Origin of the sequence: Algibacter pacificus (genome assembly GCF_008033385.1) — a bacterium.
GTDB classification, from domain to species: domain Bacteria; phylum Bacteroidota; class Bacteroidia; order Flavobacteriales; family Flavobacteriaceae; genus Algibacter; species Algibacter pacificus.
Genome location: NZ_VOGY01000013.1, coordinates 36,789 through 54,090 on the forward strand (window position 1 = coordinate 36,789; position 17,302 = coordinate 54,090).

Genomic DNA, 17,302 nt, shown 5'->3' on the forward strand with positions numbered 1-17,302 from the left:
GGGTAGACAAATGATATTAGATTGAAGAATAAAACACATAAACTATTGCTATTACCTAGCAACTAACAAACATTAACCACCTCCAACATCTATTTCTCTTTCGAAACATAATACAGACGTTTTAAACTTCTTTTAAGCATATAAAACCTATAAACCCCAATAATAAAGAATAAAGCACTACAAACCAAGCCAATTACGGTAAGATGCTTAAAATCTCGAAAGCTATTTAATTCATATAGAGCAAGACTTCCTATAAGTAAATAAAGTGATGATCGCACATAGGATAACAGCGTACGCTCATTAGCCAAACGTGTACGCTCGATGGATAGATAATCTCTTAAAATAATATCCTGATCAGGTTTAAAATCAGGACCAAAAGGCAAACGTTTCATTTTTATTTATTTGCATATAAAAATACATTTTTTGATACAAAATGGAGTCTATATATTGGTTTCCTTGTAAAAAAATAAATTTTTGTAAACTTTAACAACTACAACCGACTTTTAATTGATAGATTAATATTTTTAATCTTAACTTTAAACCTTTAAAAATAAAAGAAAACTCAATTATGAACAAAAGAACTCTATTTACAACAATCACATTTGCATTTGTCATGCTTTTATCAACGAGTATTAATGCTCAAAATTTCAGCAAATTAGATAAAAGTCCGATGGATGCTGCTGCGTTTCCTTCATCTTACAAAGAAGCCAATAAATTAATTAAGATTATTTACAGTCGCCCACAATTAAAAGGAAGAGAATTAAGTACGCTAGCTCCAAACGGAAAAGTATGGCGTGTTGGTGCTAATGAAGCTGCCGAACTTACCTTATTTACCGACATGAAATTTGGAGACACTACTGTTAAAGCGGGTACCTATACATTTTTCGTAATTCCTAATGAAAACGAATGGACCGCTATTATAAGCACAGATACCAACGTTTGGGGCGCTTATTCTTATAATGAAGCCAACGATGTTGCAAGAGTATCTGTTCCTGTAACAACAGGAGATAACCTAGAAGCCTTCTCTATAGCTTTTGATGAAGCTGATGGAGCTATACAAATGTATTTAGGCTGGGGAACTACCAGAATTGCCGTACCTTTCGTAAAATAATAAAACTCTTTTTTAAAACAAAAATCCCGTTAACCTAAGTTTTCGGGATTTTTTTATAATGACACTTTTAACTAAAAAGCATATCTAAAACACAATAATTGCGAATGGCCCCCTTTTGGACTTGATCCCATCTAACTATAAAACCAAAAAACCCGATTCAAACGAATCGGGTTTTTAGTGGTGGTGCCTCCAGCACCAAATTAAACCTTTCTTAAACATTGTAAATCTTATTAAAACCTTTTGAAACACCTATTAAATAAGGGTTTTTATGTATTTTGTGTTCTGTATTTATTAAGGAAGTCTTAAACAAAAAAACCTTAAAAAGCACACAAATTAGCACACAATTTTGTATCTTTAAGTCAAACAAATCAACGTTATGACTGCTATTTCACGTTCTAAAGGTACAGCTCGTTTCGCATTTAGGGAATCGAATTCAAAATTACAAAATTCAAAACAAAAGCAGAGTTTAATTATTTTAAACTTTGCTTATGGTACTACTCGTTTTAGATACTCAACCGGTTATAAAAGTTGTTATGACGATTGGGATTTTAAAAAACAAAGGGTTAAAAACAAAGCATCTATCTCAAACAAAGACGAAGTAAACGACTATTTAAGTGGTTTAGAAAAGTTTATTAATAAAAAGTATTCAGAGCTAACTAAAGAGCAAGGAGAAGTCTCTAAAGATGTCTTAAAGTATCATTTAGACGTGTTTACTAAAAAGATAACCCCTAACATTGAATTTAATAAAAACCTAACATTCTTCGAGGTTATTCAGCAATTTATTGATTTAAAAGATGGTCAAATTTCAAATATTACGCTGCGCTCATATAAGCAGACACAAAAACGACTACAAGAGTATGAGAAGCATTATAATACAAGGTTGATATTTCAAGCTATTGATATGAGCTTTTATAACAAGTTTGTTAAGTTTATGGAAGCTAATAACTACTCGTTAAATACTATCGGAAAGCATATAAAAACCTTAAAGACGTTTTTAAATTATGCAGTTTCTGAAGGTTATTCTGCCAATCAAAAATTTAAGAGTAATGATTTTAAAGTTAAGAAAGAAATTACAACCGAAATCTACTTAACTGATGATGAAATACAACAAATGTTTGAAAAGGATTTATCGAAATATCCAGAGTTAGAACATGCGAGAGATGTCTTTTTGATGGGATGCTATACAGGTCAGCGTATAAGTGACTATAACGGATTGAAAGAAGAAGATATTATTACAATTGATGGCGTGCAATTCTTTGAAATCAAACAAAAGAAAAACCGTAAATACGGTAGAGTTGTGCATTGTCCTATTACCAAAGAAATGAAATCTATAATGAATGCGAGGTATAACGGAAAACCACCTAAAAAAATACACGAGCAAGATTTAAACGAAAACATCAAACAAGTTGGTCAAATGTTAGAATGGGATGAGTTAATCAAGTGTGAGTACACCAAAGGCGGTAAGCTTAATATAGAAATGATTCCAAAATACGACTTAATCAAATCGCATACTGCAAGAAGAAGTTTCTGCACCAACAAATATAAAGCAGGAATGAGTGTGTTTGATATAATGCTATTTTCAGGCCATACAACTGAAAAAGAATTTTATAAGTATATTAGAATCAAAAATCAAGAAAGAGCATCACATATTGTCAAAGGAGGTTTTTTTAACGTTTAATCATATTTAAAAATTAGTATAAATGGAAGATACTTATTCTTTTGATAAATTTTGTGAGTTGCTAAGCGATGAAGATATTTTAAGAACCTCTACAGCTTTTGGTGTTGCTAAAAAATTTCAAACTTTAATATTAGATATAAAGTCTCAGGTCTTAAAAGAATTAATGAACAGAACTGAAAATCAAGATGTTTATTTAGATTTTCTAGTGAATGAAATTGAGAAGCAGGACTATGTAAAAGATGCTGGTATTAATTACATAAATAGTTGGCTTAAAGAATATAGTATTTCCATAGATGCGATTTTAGAAGATGAAGACCATAAAGAACCAATTTTTGCAGTATTGGATAGGCATTATAACGATATGGAACCTTTTTCAGCAGAAAAAGATAAAGCTTTACTCTTACAAACAGACTTCTTAAATTATTTCTGTTGTAAATATGCAAATCAGCTCATAGAATTTTTAAAGTCTAAAATGCCAAAAGCCAAGCCTCAAGAACCTGCACAAATACCAATTGTAAATAACAAACCCTTCAAAGATGAATATTTAACAGTCTTTTGCAAAGAAATAAGTGATGAAAGAGCTGTTAGGGAAACATCATTTATGCAATTATATGATTGTGGGCTTACACATTACACACCTTATTTAGAATCTGAAATTACAGAAAACCTATTAATTCTAGATAACGATAAAAAGGAGGATTACTTAAGTTATGTATTAGATAAAGTGACTAAAACGCCTTTCGCTAGCATTTCAAACGATTTTATAGATAAATATATTCAAGAGTATGATGTTGATATAAATGATTTTCCAAACTTTAAAAATAAAGAACTAAATGATGCATTAGAAACCTATTATCAAGGAATGCATTATACAACGCATCAAGAACAACATAAACTGCTATGTATACAAATCGATTTCTATTGTTACGCCAGTATGTTAGAGGTTAAAAAAATAATAGCGTTTATTGAAACCAAGTCAGAAAAAACAAACACAAATATTAATCTAATGAAAGAGGAAATATCAGAACCAATATCAAAATTAAAATGGCTTGGAAAAACATCGCAATTAGGATTTATTATTTCTTCTTTAACTGATTTAGGTTACATAGAAGCACCATTAAGACAAAACGGAGATATTAACTATACTCAATTTGCAAAACTGGTTAAACAAACTTTTGATATTGATACTACAGAAAGTACATTATCTAAATATCTTAATACGGACTCAGAAAAAGGTCAAGAACCAATGAGGAAGTTTGAGCAAAACGGTTTTAATATACCTCACAAAAATATAGTAAGCTAGTACCGTTCGAGTACCTTCTGGTACGCTTATCAAAGTACATCTTATTTAATTTTATCCCATCAAACAATAAAACCCATAACGATGGAACAAAGTAAAGTAACACATGTATTTGGTATCTCGCCAAACGAATTAAAAGAGAACATCCTAAACGATGTCAGAACAGAATTAAAAGCTTTAGTAGAGCATTTTCAACCTGTAAAACCAGCTGAATATATCACCAGAAAAGAAGCTGCCAAAATTTTAAAAGTTTCATTAGTAACCTTATCAGATTGGAATAAAAAAGGTATTCTAAAACCTTACAGATTAGGAAACCTTATCAGGTATAAACGTACCGAATTAGACCAGGCATTAATTAGTATTAACTCTAAAAACAACTAATTATGGCAGAATTCAAACACCCAATAAACGATAGTCTTAAAAAGATAAACGACAGGTTAGAATATTTAATAAAGCAACAAGCATTAGCTAATAAGCAATTGCCAGAATATACAATCTTAGACAATGCTGATATATTGCAACTCTTTAAAATAACAGCTAAAACAGCTAGTACGTGGCGTAATGAAGGTATTTTACCTTATTTACAAGTCAAAACTAAGATTTTCTATAAACTCTCAGACATTCATAGTGTAATTGATGCTAATTACAATCCGAGTAAAAAAAAATAGTAAATATTTCAAAAGTTAATATTCCATTGCAAATGTGTAATTGGGTAGTGCAAAATAATTCAGAAAACCCTTTTAGGTTGTATGTTTATTTAAAATTAAGCTACCCTTCAGGAAAGATTCATTGGGATAATTACAACATAGATTGTGCAAGTTTAACGCTATGTAAAACAACCAAAACGGTAAAGTCTAATTTCAGTAGGCTTGAAAAGTTAGAGTGGTTACATTACGATGAAGATTATCAGTTCTATAGATTGATGTCTTTAGAAAAAATAAGGCAAAAATACGATTGGGTATCACGTAGAGCATATCCTTTTACGTATAAGGATGTAACACATATTAGGGCAACATTAGGTGCAATTATATACACACAACCGTACAAAATATATTGCAGGAAACATTTTAAACGTAGTAGCAACGTGCTAAAAAGTAGAAGCGCCGATGAGACTATTACGTTTTCCTGTGATACCAAAAAATATGCGGAAGTATCTGTGTTAAGCATCAAGGAATTTTTCGGAATCACAATTAATAAAGCGGTCAGGCTAAAACAAGCAGCTGAAAGATGGGGTTTAATTGAAGTGAAAAAACAATATCTAAAACTTCAAAAAAATCAAGTATATGCAGCTAAAAAAGGAAACGAATATAGAGATGAAAGTCAAAATATTGTCTTTTTAAATGGAAGCTACTATATTCAGCAAATTGATAAGATTTACACCGAATTATACTTTAAAAGAAGGAAAAAAATAGAAACATTATAAGTAGATATATAATACAACAATAGCATTATCTATATCAATAAGCAATATTAAACAAACAACGATAGCGACATGCCTATAGTGTTTTAAGTTAAAGATTATTGCTTAATGGGAAATACCGTAATGTTATACCAATTTATATTTATATTTTTATAGTCTGCATTCAGATCAATCAATCAAAAAACTAAATGAAATTCAACGAAGATTCAAGAGTCAAAATACCATCAATATTACATCTTACACGTTTAGGATATAAATATTTATCATTAAAGGGAGCAGTTTGGAATGAAGAAACGAACATTTTTACAGATATATTTATTGAAAGCGTTCAAAAGATAAACAATGATTTAGAAGTAGATGAAGCTAAAAGGTTATTAAGTGATGTATCATTACTATTAGATAATGAAGATTTAGGAAAAGCATTCTACGAGAGATTAAGTCAAAAAACGGGACATAAGATTATTGATTTTGAAAACTTTGAAAACAATACATTTAATGTTGTTACAGAGCTAACTTATAAAAATGGTGATGAAGAATTTAGACCAGATATAATTCTTTTAGTTAATGGTTTACCATTAGTTTTTATAGAGGTTAAGAAACCTAATAACAGAGAAGGGATTATTGCAGAGCGTAACAGAATTAATAAACGTTTCCAAAATAAAAAATTTAGACGCTTTGTAAATATTACACAGTTAATGGTATTCTCAAATAATATGGAATACGATAGTAGTGACATGGATACTATACAAGGTGTATTTTATGCATCGCCATCTTATCACAAACCAATATTTAATTATTTCAGAGAAGAAGAAACGCTTGATTTAAATAGTCTTCTATTATCTGAAAATGATACTACAGAAAATGAAGTCCTAAAAGATAATAACTTAGTTATTATTAAGCACTCACCAGAGTTTTTAACTAATAAAGATTCCAATACACCAACAAACAGAGTGTCTACCTCTTTGTTTTCTAAACATAGGCTATCTTTTATTCTACAATATGCAATTGCATACGTAAATGAAAGCTCAGCCTTACAAAAACATATAATGCGTTATCCTCAATTATTTGCAACCAAAGCAATAGAGAATAAACTAAATGAGGGTATAAGAAAAGGTATTATATGGCATACACAAGGAAGTGGTAAAACAGCATTAACGTATTACAATGTTAAGTTTCTAACAGACTATTATCAAAAACAAAATGTAATACCAAAATTCTATTTTATAGTAGATAGATTAGATTTATTAATTCAAGCTAAAAGAGAATTTACAAGCAGAGGTTTAACGGTGCATATTGTTAATTCAAGAAATGAATTTGTTGCAGATATAAAATCTAAAGCAGCATTACATAACGAAAGAGGAAACGCAGAAATTACAGTAGTAAATATTCAAAAGTTTTCAGATGATGCTAAAATAGTAACAGAACAAGATTATGATATTAATATTCAACGTGTTTATTTCTTAGATGAAGTACATCGTAGTTATAATCCAGAAGGTAGTTTTTTAGCAAATTTAGAGCAGTCAGATAAAAATGCTATTAAAATTGGATTAACCGGTACACCTTTATTGGGTACAGAGTATAATTCTAAAACCTTGTTTGGCGATTATATTCATAAATACTATTACAATGCATCTATTGCAGATGGTTACACATTAAAACTAATTAGAGAAGAAATAGCATCTAATTATAAAATGGTTTTAGAGCAAGCCTTAAAAGAAATTAAAGTATTACAAGGTGATGTTCCTAAAAAGAAAATCTATGCAGATGCACGTTTTGCAGAACCAATGTTAGATTACATTGTTGAAGATTTTGAAAGTTTTAGATTAATGAATAACGATGCATCAGTTGGTGCAATGGTAGTATGTGATAGTTCAGATCAAGCTAAAATGTTATTTGAAATATTCAATAACAAATATAGAGATAGCAATGTTGTTGTTTTAGACAAAGTTGCAGAAGAAAGAGAATCTTATGGAGATAAAAAAAGAGAAAGCTATAAAGTAAAAAAAGCAGCTTTAATTCTTCACGACATAGGTACTAAAGAAGAACGTAAACAAGAAGTAGAAGATTTTAAAGATGGTAAAATAGATTTTCTTTTTGTTTACAATATGCTATTAACTGGTTTCGATGCTAAAAGACTAAAGAAACTATACATAGGTCGTTTAATTAAAAAGCATAATCTATTACAAACATTAACCAGAGTAAATAGAACATATAAAGATTATAAATATGGTTTTGTAGTTGATTTCGCAGACATTAAAGCAGAGTTTGATAAAACTAATAAAGATTACTTTGAAGAGCTTCAAGAGGTTTTAGGTGATGAAATGGAACATTATTCTAACATCTTTAAATCTAAAGAAGAAATTCAAGAGGAAATAGCAGATATAAAAGAGATATTATTTCATTATGATACTTTAAATGCTGAAAACTTCTCACAGCAAATTTCTCAAATATCAGATCGTAAAAAAATGTTAGGTATAGTAAAGGCTTTAGGTAATGCTAAAAGTCTGTACAATCTAATTCGTTTGTTTGGGCATTATGAGTTGTTAGAAAAAGTAGATTTTAAAAAGCTTTCAGTATTATATAGAGAAGCAAATAATCACTTGCAATTGCTAAACCAAAAGGAAGCATTAGAAAACAATATAGATACTACTAATCTATTAAATGTAGCGTTAGAAGATGTAGTCTTTATGTTTAATAAGGTTGGAGAGGAAGAACTAATTTTAGCAGATCAATTAAAAGATACACTTCGCAAAACAAGAGAAGAATTAGCAAGTAATTTTGATAAAAAAGACCCTGAATTTGTAAGTTTGTACGATGAATTAGAGCGTCTGTTTAAGAAGAAGAAATTAAACGAAGTAACGCAAGAGGATATGAAAGCTAATATTGGAGCGTTAAAAGAAATTCACGCAAAAATATTAGAGTTAAACAGACAAAATAAACTACTTCAAGCTAAATATGATAACGACCCTAAATACTGTCGTATTCATAAGCGATTGGTAGAAAAAGGTGGTTTAACAAAAAGAGAAAGCCAATTATTTGAAGCTTTACAATCGGTTAAAAGTGAAGCAGATCTACAAGTAATACAAAATAGTAGGTTATTACAAAATGAAGGCTATTTAGATAAGATGATGATTAAATTGGTGATTAATCAGTTTGTCAAGCAAAATAATATTAAACTAAATCCAGAGACTTCTAAATTCATAAATAATTTAGTAGTTCAAGAATATACTAACGAATTTCACGGGCGTACAGCTTAGATAAAAATAAATGACAACAACAGTACAATTTCAAACAGAAGTAAAAAACCTAATAGATAGCCTTAAAGGAATTTGTTCTAATTATGGTTTGGGTAATGATGGAGACGAATATAAAATCATAACACAAGTATTTCTATATAAGTTTTTAAACGACAAATTTGCTTATGAGGTAAAACAATTAAATCCCGAATTAGCGAAAGCAGAAAAATGGCAAAAAGCTATTGAAGCATTACCTGATGAAGATTATGAAATGCTAACCTTACAGTTAAATGCAGACACAGCAGTATTGCAACCGCAACATTTTATTTCACATTTGTTCGATATACAAAACACACCAGATTTTGCTAAAACGTTTGATGATACCTTAATGGATATTGCCATTCAAAATAATGACATCTTCTCAGTAAAAACAACAGGTGGTTCTAAAGAACCTTTATTTGAGCGTATTAGTGAAATTGTAGAAACAGCAGAGCGTAATGCGTTTTGTAAGGCAATTGTAAACCAATTAGTAGATTTCAGTTTCGAACATATTTTTAATGAAAAATACGATTTCTATGCTACTATTTTTGAGTACTTAATAAAAGACTATAATAACGATAGTGGTGGTACGTATGCAGAATATTACACACCACACGCAGTAGCTAAAATTATGGCTTCTATAATGGTAACAGAAGACAATATTCAAGATGTTACTTGTTATGATCCAAGTGCGGGATCGGGAACGCTTTTAATGAATTTAGCTCACGCTATTGGCGAAGATAAATGTACTATTTACTCACAAGATGTTTCTAAAAAATCATCTAAACTATTGCGTTTAAACCTAATACTAAACAATTTAGTACACTCATTACAAAATGTAGTACGTGGTAACACTATTTTATCACCTTATCATAAAGATGATAATAACGAATTACAGAAGTTTGACTATATCGTATCAAACCCACCTTTTAAATTAGATTTTAGCGAGTATAGAGACGATTTAGATAGTAAAGAGAATAACGAACGCTTTTTTGCGGGAATCCCAAATATTCCAAAAAGTAAAAAAAGTAGTATGTCTATCTATAGCTTGTTTTTACAACATATTATGTATAGTTTAACCAAAACAGGTAAAGCAGCTATTGTAGTACCTACTGGTTTTATTACTGCACAAACGGGTATAGATAAAAAAATTAGAGAGAAAATGGTTGAAAGTAAAATATTGGCAGGTGTTGTAAGTATGCCAGGTAATATTTTTGCAAATACGCCTACAAGTGTTTCGATTATCTTTTTAGATAAAAGTAATACAGAGGATGTTGTTCTTCTTGATGCGTCGAACTTAGGGACAAAAGTTAAGGAGGGCAAAAATCAAAAAATAGTTTTATCAGAAGATGAAGAAAATAGAATTATTGATGCATTTAATTCTAAAACAAAAGTTGATGATTTTTCAGTTGTTTTAAAATATAATGATATAAAAATTAGAAATTATTCTTTAAGTGCAGGTCAATATTTTGATGTTAAAATTGAACATATAGATATTTCAAATAACGATTATGAAAATAAACTAAAGTCATCTAAAGAGAATTTAAAAAGTCTTTTTGAAGAAAGTAAATTTTTAGAGTTAGAGATTCTCAATAATATTAATGATTTGGGATATGAATAATGAAACAGGAATAAATAAAATAGCAGTATTAAATGATTCTACTTATGGTAAAAATAATTTACCAAAAAATATTAATTATTTAGATACTGGTAATTTAACAAGAAACAATATTGATTCATTAAAGAGTCTAAATACTCAATTAGATAAAATACCTAGTAGGGCTCAAAGAAAAACAAAATTAAATACAATTTTATATTCTACTGTTAGACCAAACCAAGAACATTATGGTATTTTAGAAGAAGAAATTGAAAATTTAATAGTGTCAACAGGTTTCACTACCATTGATGTTGTTGATGATGAAATTTTACCCAAATACTTATATTATTTATTAACTCAAAATCATATAACAAATTACTTACATACCTTAGCTCAGAATAGCGTTTCGTCTTATCCATCAATATTGCCTGATGATATAGGGGCTTTAAAATTTATATTTCCAAATCTCGATATACAAAAACAGATAGCTAAAGTTTTATCTGATTTAGATTCAAAAATAGATGTCAATAACAAAATAAATACTGAATTAGAAGCATTGACAAAAACCATTTATGACTATTGGTTTGTGCAGTTTGATTTTCCAAATGCTAACGGTAAACCATATAAAGCATCAGCTGGTAAAATGGTGTATAATAAAACCCTTAAAAAAGAAATACCTGAAGGTTGGCAAGATAAAACCATTGCAGATTGGATAGAAAAAGATAAAAGTGGAGATTGGGGTAAAGAATCTAAGCAGGGTAATTATACAGAACAAGTATCTTGTATTCGTGGTGCAGATATTAATGGTTTAAATGGTAATGGAGAAGTAAAAGCACCAGAGCGTTTTATTTTAGAAAAAAACACTCATAAACTATTAGAAGAAGGAGATTTAATAATTGAAATATCTGGTGGTAGTCCAACACAATCTACAGGTAGAATGGCTTTTGTAACACAAGAAACTTTAGAGCGTTTCGAGAATCCATTAATCTGTTCTAACTTTTGTAAAGCAGTCACTTTAAAAGACGAAACCTATTTGTATAATTTCGTTTACCAATGGAATAGGTTATATGATGCAGGAGTATTATTTGGTTGGGAAGGAAAAACAAGCGGTATTAAAAACTTATTGTTCGAAAGCTTTGTAACCAATTATAAAACGGTCTTTCCTAAAAAAGACATCGTAGAAAAGTTTTACCAAAAAATAAAACCTATACACGCAAAAAAGCAAAAAAACCTAAGAGAAAATCAAAAATTAGCAGATTTAAGAGATTGGTTATTACCAATGCTAATGAATGGTCAAGTAACGGTTAAAGAAGCACAAGGGCATATTAATCAAGCAGCAGAACCACAAGAGAATTATAGTTAAAGAACATTCATACAATGCATTTATATAACTTAAAATCAAAAGAATCTATTAGTATATTAAAAGAGAAGCCATTTAAATTAGAAAGAGAAATACAGTCACTTTTTGAAAATAATTTAAATGAGTTAATGGATTTGCAATTAGTGAAATCTGAGTTCTCTATTAAAAATAAACGTATAGATACTTTAGCTTACGATACACAATCAAAAGCTTTTATAATTATTGAATATAAGCGAAGTAAAAATATAAGTGTTGTAGACCAGGGGTTTACTTATTTGAGTTTAATGCTCGAAAACAAAGCAGATTTTATTGTAGAGTATAATGAAACACTAAAACAAAATTTACAGCGTACAGATGTAGATTGGAGTCAAACAAGAGTTGTGTTTGTTTCAACAGGTTTTACAGAAAACCAAAAAACAGCTACAAACTTTAAAGATATAGCTATTGAGTTGTGGGAAGTAAAACGTTATGAGAACAATTTAATTAGTGTAAATCAAATAAAGAAAAGTAAATCGGCAGAAAGTATTAAACCAATTACATCGAGTAATACACAGTTAGATAATATCACTAAAGAAATTAAAGTTTATTCAGAAGAAGACCATACATTAAATAAGTCTGATAGTGCAATAGAGTTGTATGAAACTTTTAGAGATTCTATATTAAATTTCAAAGAAGACATAGAAATAATACCTCGTAAGAAAAGAATTGCTTTTAAAGGCAATCGTATCATCTGTGATATTTTAATTCAAAAAAGTGGTATAAAGCTATGGGTAAACTTAAAAAGTGGTGAACTCGATGACCCTAAAAACTTAATGCGTGATGTGTCTAACATAGGTCATTGGGGAAATGGTGATTATGAATTAGTCATTAAAAATACCAATGATTTAGAATATATTATGAGTTTAATCAAACAAGCTATTTGATTATCCTATTTTAATATGTTTGTGACAAATAAAGATATTTAACTACGCTTTTTCAATTATAAATAAGTAATTTTTAAAAAATAAATAGCTGACAATCAAATATATAGAAATAAAAACAATTATTATATTTAAAATTCAAAGAGCGCTTAAAAAGTATTAATTAAATAATATAAGTGCAGTGTGACATTTACTTATGGCCAACTTAAATAAATATGAATCTTTTATTTTACAAAATCTTCAAGATAAGAAGATAAAAGTGAGTAGTGAATTATGCCAACTTCTTGAAGAGACATTTCAAGTAACAAATAGTTATGCCCGTAAATTATTAGAACGCGCAACTAAAAAAGAATTAATAAAATCTTCAGCACCTTTAACTTTTGGTAAAGGTCAATATGCTTATTGTAAACCTACAACTAGTTTTACAAAGGACAGAATAAAAGTAATATCTAAAAGGCATAGGCCAGTATTGTATCGGCTGCTTGTTGCTTTAGATATAAATGATGGTATTATATCTTATTATGAAGCATTAAAAATCACTGCTTCACCGCTAGTTAATGGTGTATCAAAGGTTGATTATCTAGATGATTTAATCGAATTATTGTTGAAGTTTGAGATTGTATATCAAAAAGTAGATAAGAATTTAGTTAAGTATATAATCTTAAAAAATAGGAGGGAAGATGAAGAAAACCTGATGCACATTCATTTTACTAAAATGTCTACCGATACAGCCTTTATTAAGGATATTATTGATTGGATAATTAAATCTAACCTGATCGATAATAAGAATATTGTTTATAGAAATAAAAATAATCCATCCAAAGGTGCTAAACATAATAATTTAGTTTGGGATGCTTTCGGTTATACAAAAACAACAGGTATAAATCCATCTCTCGCTAAAGATTCTAATATTCCAGAAAAGCAGACGTTAGTAGTTTTAGACGTTTTAATTAGCAGAGATTATGAGCAAATTGATTTAGACGGTTTTTTAAACCGCATACAAATTAATCTTAATTCAGTTTCTATAGGTAAGCGTAAAGTTGTACCAATAATTGTATACAAGAATTGTACAGGTTTAATTTTAAACAAGATTAAAAAGTTAGGCTTTCTAAGCTATGATATTGGTTCAATTTATGGCTCAAATATTTTTAGTGTTTTAGAGAACATATCAAAACTTCAAATCAACAAAAAGTTGTTAGAAGAAGATGATTTTGAAAAGATTATTGAAGATACGCTAACAACGATTGATGTTTCTGGTCAAGGAGACCAATTAAAAGCTATTAAAGGAACTCTCTTTGAGGTTATTATGTATCAGGTATTAAAGCATCAATATCCAAATGCAGAGATAAAACCTAATTTCTATTTCTCTAAAAATATTACTAATAAAAAAGATAATACCACTTCTACGGAAGGTTATGAATATGATTATGTCATTAAGTCTTCAAATCCTAAAGAGATTATTGTAGTTGAATTAAAGGGATACAAATCAACTTACGCAATACCATTAGGTGATTATAAAACAAAAAATACAATTGGTTGGTTTTTTAAAAGGACTCTTCCGTTTATTAAACAAAAGTTTAAAACAGATATTAGCGAGGGTTACGTTTTTAAAGGTTGTTATATTACATCAAGTGAATATACCAAAGATGCTATTGAAGATTTAGATAAATTAAAAGGAGGTAGTTTAAAGCCAAAGAAATTAGATATTTATTATAATAGGCAAAAACTGTTTGATTTTCTAATTGAAAATGAGTTTAAGAATTTGAAAAGTATAATTGAGAAATTTTATTAAAACTAATTTCCCCAAAACCCAGTTTGGATATGTAAATTAAACTCTGTCCTTAGTCTTGTGCTGTTCACTAGCCGCAATCATCAACTTAAAAGAAGTGAATACTGGAATAGTTGAAGTTGAAAAAAAATAAAAGCTAGTAGAGAGCATAATTCCTGTTTAAACGAATTTGGGCTAAATATTATATAAATCCGTAAAACTTATAAATTTTAAGCAATAAAAAAACCAATAATTCATATTGGCTTTTCTTTATGTGCTAGTAATATATTTTATGAAGTAAGAACCACGGTTGCTATTTCTTGTTGTGACTCTCTTATCTTTTTTTGATTTTCAAATCGATATTCATCAAGTTCTTCTGCAACTTTATCCATTATCTCATCTTTATCTTCTTCATTAATAACTGTTACTTTCCCTTCTTCATTAAGTCTTTCCAACACAAGCTCAAATTTACTTTTTAAATCTGCCATAGTGTTTAATTTAAATTATTATTATATGCTGTAAATGGCTGCAAAGGTATAGATATTTTATTAAAAATAGCCATATCATTAGCAATATAAGTATTTTCTATTAAAGCAGCAATAATTCCAAGTCTTTTTGGCTCAGTTGCATCCATAATTACCATTCCACTTATTAGATTGTTTATTATTAAGTCTTTATCACTTATTTCCATAATCCAGATAAACTTCGGCATACTAGTAGCTAATAATAGTTCCTTTGCGTCTTCATTTAGTTTTTCATTAAGAGCAATAGCATTTTTAAATGATCGACTAGAAGCTAAAAATGTCTTTACAACTATGTCTTTATCCTTGATTAGTTTTAGCTGTTCAATAACAGTGAAGGCAATTTTTTTTGCTTCACCAGCTTCAAGATAAATTTTAGGATAGAGTGGTACAATTATATTAGTGATTTCACATCCTTTCCATTTTGGATTGGTGTAATATGATGCAGGATCTTTTAATTTTGTTAATTGGTAAGGAGGATAATTATCGTCTACAAAACAATAGTCTATATCAAGCTCTTCAAATTCATATACGTTTACATTGTTATCTATTGTCTTCGCCATACTTAAATGGTTAATAGAGTCTTTAGTTATATTAGCGCGTCCTATTATATTTAAAGCATGCCCTATCCCATTGGTGTTTTGAATCAAGCCGACAATAGGTATACCAGATTCTACATAAACTCTTATTATTTTTTCAAATTCATTCCCATAAGACTTTCTTGAGTATATTTTAACACCGAATCCAAATTCCTTTAGGGCATAAGCTATTTGTCCAGCAGTAAGACCATTTGAAGGTATTAGTCTCTCGGTAGAATATTTGCCTAAAACATCATTTATTTTTGAAGGGAGCATGGGTTTATACTCAGGGTATTTAAAACCAAAATATTCTAATAATCCCCATACTGTAGTTTCTGCACAAGATATTGTTTCAGAATCTTGAGAAGAATGAGGAAAACCTATTACTTTTAATTTTATACTATTTACTGTTGTATTATAAACTACACCACTGGTAATATAATCAGTTCTTTTAAGACAGTCTTTTCTTAGCACAGTTCGTCCAATTATCTGAGGAAAAGTTGGTCTTAATACCATGAAACCTAAATAAGAATCTTCTAGATTTTCTAATTTTTTTAATTCCCTAAAGTCTTTATCTTCTACTTGTTCATTAAAAAATGATAATCTGATGGTGTCTCTAGAAAATGTATCTCTTTTTGAAGCGAAGTACTTATAATAACTATCTCTGTAAGTTTTATCAACATAAGGATGTTCAACATTAACATATATATCTTCATTAAACTCATCAATTGTTCTTTTTAAGATGCTTAAGCTGTTTTTAATTTCAAATTGCTTCAAATCATATCTTTTTTCATATATTTTTTGAACTTCAATAATAAGGTTTTCAATTTTGACAATGTTATTATATATACTAATCATTTTTTGTTTTTTTGTCTTGTAGTCGAAGATAGTAATACTTTATTAATGAAACATTATTTTTCCCCACAACCCAAAACCCAGTTTTTTCGTACCTCAAAATCCTCTGTCTTTTGTGTTGTTCCGCGCGCCACCGCATAGTTGGTTTTATGTCACAATAGTTGTAGCCAACGCTATAATAGCACATTGCTTGTTTTGTCTAAAAGTATCTATTTTAATAAATTGGTACAATAAAAAAGCAAAGAGCTATTGCCAACGCTTAAAACAACTATTCCGCCACAAAACCAACCCAAAGCTAAGTTACATAATGCGTAGTTATAGGAGCAAAAATCTTTTCAATGGTTGCCTACGGCGTTTTATTATATTTTCGTACCTATAACTGTCATTATGTAAAATATCCGCTCATCCAACGCTCACTTCCGAACATATAACCACATTTTGAACAAACATTAAACAATCGAACAATTAAAGGATTAAGATAATTGAAAATAATATTCGTTATCTCATTCAACTGCACAAAACCATCATTAAGTCCAAGTATTCCTTAACTCAAGTCTTTGTTTGTTTCATTTCACTAACAAATATTAAAGACCACTTTTCCCCACCACCCAAGAAATAGGATATAAAAAAATAGGTTTAAGAAAATTAGTACTACGCCATAGCATATTGCTTTTTCTCGTTCCTCAAAAAAACAAAAAGCTATCGTCTAAAAGTCCTGTATAAGTATTAATTTAAATGCTGTTTTATCAAACAACTATTTAACCCAATACCCATACAAGCGCTTCATCCAACGCTCAAAAACGAACTATAACCTATTTTTTTAAGTGTTATTTCCCCAGAAAAGTTGAATTTATTGTTCCATGTAATATATATAATTAAGTCCAATCCATACATAATTTTTTACTAATAAAACATACAT

At 29.1% G+C, this 17,302-nt stretch carries 14 protein-coding genes; 11 read left to right on the plus strand and 3 right to left on the minus strand.

Features of this window, described 5'->3' with window-relative positions:
- Positions 1-89: 89 nt before the first annotated feature.
- The gene (locus tag FQU21_RS15090; RefSeq protein ID WP_147678844.1) at positions 90-392 is read right to left on the minus strand and encodes a DUF202 domain-containing protein; all 303 of its coding nucleotides are present in this window, start codon (positions 390-392) and stop codon (positions 90-92) included.
- A gap of 176 nt (positions 393-568) precedes the next feature.
- Between FQU21_RS15090 and FQU21_RS15095 the strand changes: the two genes are divergently transcribed.
- From FQU21_RS15095 to FQU21_RS15145, 11 genes are all read left to right on the plus strand, one after another.
- On the plus strand, positions 569-1,111 hold the full coding sequence (locus tag FQU21_RS15095) for a DUF2911 domain-containing protein (protein WP_147678845.1): 543 nt from the start codon (positions 569-571) through the stop codon (positions 1,109-1,111).
- Between the two features lie 376 nt (positions 1,112-1,487).
- On the plus strand, positions 1,488-2,789 hold the full coding sequence (locus FQU21_RS15100; protein ID WP_147678846.1) for a tyrosine-type recombinase/integrase: 1,302 nt from the start codon (positions 1,488-1,490) through the stop codon (positions 2,787-2,789).
- Between the two features lie 22 nt (positions 2,790-2,811).
- Positions 2,812-4,092: a hypothetical protein gene (locus FQU21_RS15105; protein WP_147678847.1), complete on the plus strand. Its 1,281-nt coding sequence runs from the start codon at positions 2,812-2,814 to the stop codon at positions 4,090-4,092.
- Between the two features lie 81 nt (positions 4,093-4,173).
- On the plus strand, positions 4,174-4,470 hold the full coding sequence (locus FQU21_RS15110) for a helix-turn-helix domain-containing protein (RefSeq protein WP_147678848.1): 297 nt from the start codon (positions 4,174-4,176) through the stop codon (positions 4,468-4,470).
- A 2-nt stretch (positions 4,471-4,472) separates the two neighbouring features.
- Positions 4,473-4,757, plus strand: coding sequence for a MerR family transcriptional regulator (locus tag FQU21_RS15115; RefSeq protein WP_147678849.1), 285 nt, complete (start codon positions 4,473-4,475; stop codon positions 4,755-4,757).
- Positions 4,758-4,789: 32 nt separating this feature from the next.
- Positions 4,790-5,512, plus strand: a complete 723-nt coding sequence (locus tag FQU21_RS15120) for a hypothetical protein (RefSeq protein WP_147678850.1) — start codon at positions 4,790-4,792, stop codon at positions 5,510-5,512.
- A 185-nt stretch (positions 5,513-5,697) separates the two neighbouring features.
- On the plus strand, positions 5,698-8,766 hold the full coding sequence (locus FQU21_RS15125) for a type I restriction endonuclease subunit R (protein WP_147678851.1): 3,069 nt from the start codon (positions 5,698-5,700) through the stop codon (positions 8,764-8,766).
- A gap of 10 nt (positions 8,767-8,776) precedes the next feature.
- Complete coding sequence (locus tag FQU21_RS15130) at positions 8,777-10,405, plus strand: HsdM family class I SAM-dependent methyltransferase (RefSeq protein ID WP_147678852.1); 1,629 nt, start codon at positions 8,777-8,779, stop codon at positions 10,403-10,405.
- Positions 10,398-11,744 carry a restriction endonuclease subunit S gene (locus FQU21_RS15135; protein ID WP_147678853.1) on the plus strand — a complete coding sequence of 449 codons (1,347 nt, stop codon included), beginning with the start codon at positions 10,398-10,400 and terminating at the stop codon, positions 11,742-11,744. The genes FQU21_RS15130 and FQU21_RS15135 overlap by 8 nt, the downstream gene beginning before the upstream one ends.
- Positions 11,745-11,758: 14 nt before the next feature.
- Positions 11,759-12,664 carry a DUF5655 domain-containing protein gene (locus FQU21_RS15140; RefSeq protein WP_147678854.1) on the plus strand — a complete coding sequence of 302 codons (906 nt, stop codon included), beginning with the start codon at positions 11,759-11,761 and terminating at the stop codon, positions 12,662-12,664.
- Between the two features lie 193 nt (positions 12,665-12,857).
- Complete coding sequence (locus FQU21_RS15145) at positions 12,858-14,453, plus strand: hypothetical protein (protein WP_147678855.1); 1,596 nt, start codon at positions 12,858-12,860, stop codon at positions 14,451-14,453.
- 266 nt (positions 14,454-14,719) lie between these two features.
- Here FQU21_RS15145 and FQU21_RS15150 read toward each other — a convergent pair whose 3' ends face one another.
- A complete protein-coding gene (locus tag FQU21_RS15150; protein ID WP_147678856.1) occupies positions 14,720-14,917 on the minus strand; it encodes a hypothetical protein in 198 nt (65 codons plus the stop codon).
- Between the two features lie 5 nt (positions 14,918-14,922).
- Positions 14,923-16,386, minus strand: coding sequence for a hypothetical protein (locus FQU21_RS15155; protein ID WP_147678857.1), 1,464 nt, complete (start codon positions 16,384-16,386; stop codon positions 14,923-14,925).
- Positions 16,387-17,302: the final 916 nt, after the last annotated feature.

Bases quoted from the DNA above. Each gene is read 5' to 3' on its own strand.
- FQU21_RS15090 (WP_147678844.1), bottom strand. From the start codon at position 392: ATGAAACGTTTGCCTTTTGGTCCTGATTTTAAACCTGATCAGGATATT.
- FQU21_RS15095 (WP_147678845.1), top strand. From the start codon at position 569: ATGAACAAAAGAACTCTATTTACAACAATCACATTTGCATTTGTCATG.
- FQU21_RS15100 (WP_147678846.1), top strand. From the start codon at position 1,488: ATGACTGCTATTTCACGTTCTAAAGGTACAGCTCGTTTCGCATTTAGG.
- FQU21_RS15105 (WP_147678847.1), top strand. From the start codon at position 2,812: ATGGAAGATACTTATTCTTTTGATAAATTTTGTGAGTTGCTAAGCGAT.
- FQU21_RS15110 (WP_147678848.1), top strand. From the start codon at position 4,174: ATGGAACAAAGTAAAGTAACACATGTATTTGGTATCTCGCCAAACGAA.
- FQU21_RS15115 (WP_147678849.1), top strand. From the start codon at position 4,473: ATGGCAGAATTCAAACACCCAATAAACGATAGTCTTAAAAAGATAAAC.
- FQU21_RS15120 (WP_147678850.1), top strand. From the start codon at position 4,790: ATGTGTAATTGGGTAGTGCAAAATAATTCAGAAAACCCTTTTAGGTTG.
- FQU21_RS15125 (WP_147678851.1), top strand. From the start codon at position 5,698: ATGAAATTCAACGAAGATTCAAGAGTCAAAATACCATCAATATTACAT.
- FQU21_RS15130 (WP_147678852.1), top strand. From the start codon at position 8,777: ATGACAACAACAGTACAATTTCAAACAGAAGTAAAAAACCTAATAGAT.
- FQU21_RS15135 (WP_147678853.1), top strand. From the start codon at position 10,398: ATGAATAATGAAACAGGAATAAATAAAATAGCAGTATTAAATGATTCT.
- FQU21_RS15140 (WP_147678854.1), top strand. From the start codon at position 11,759: ATGCATTTATATAACTTAAAATCAAAAGAATCTATTAGTATATTAAAA.
- FQU21_RS15145 (WP_147678855.1), top strand. From the start codon at position 12,858: ATGGCCAACTTAAATAAATATGAATCTTTTATTTTACAAAATCTTCAA.
- FQU21_RS15150 (WP_147678856.1), bottom strand. From the start codon at position 14,917: ATGGCAGATTTAAAAAGTAAATTTGAGCTTGTGTTGGAAAGACTTAAT.
- FQU21_RS15155 (WP_147678857.1), bottom strand. From the start codon at position 16,386: ATGATTAGTATATATAATAACATTGTCAAAATTGAAAACCTTATTATT.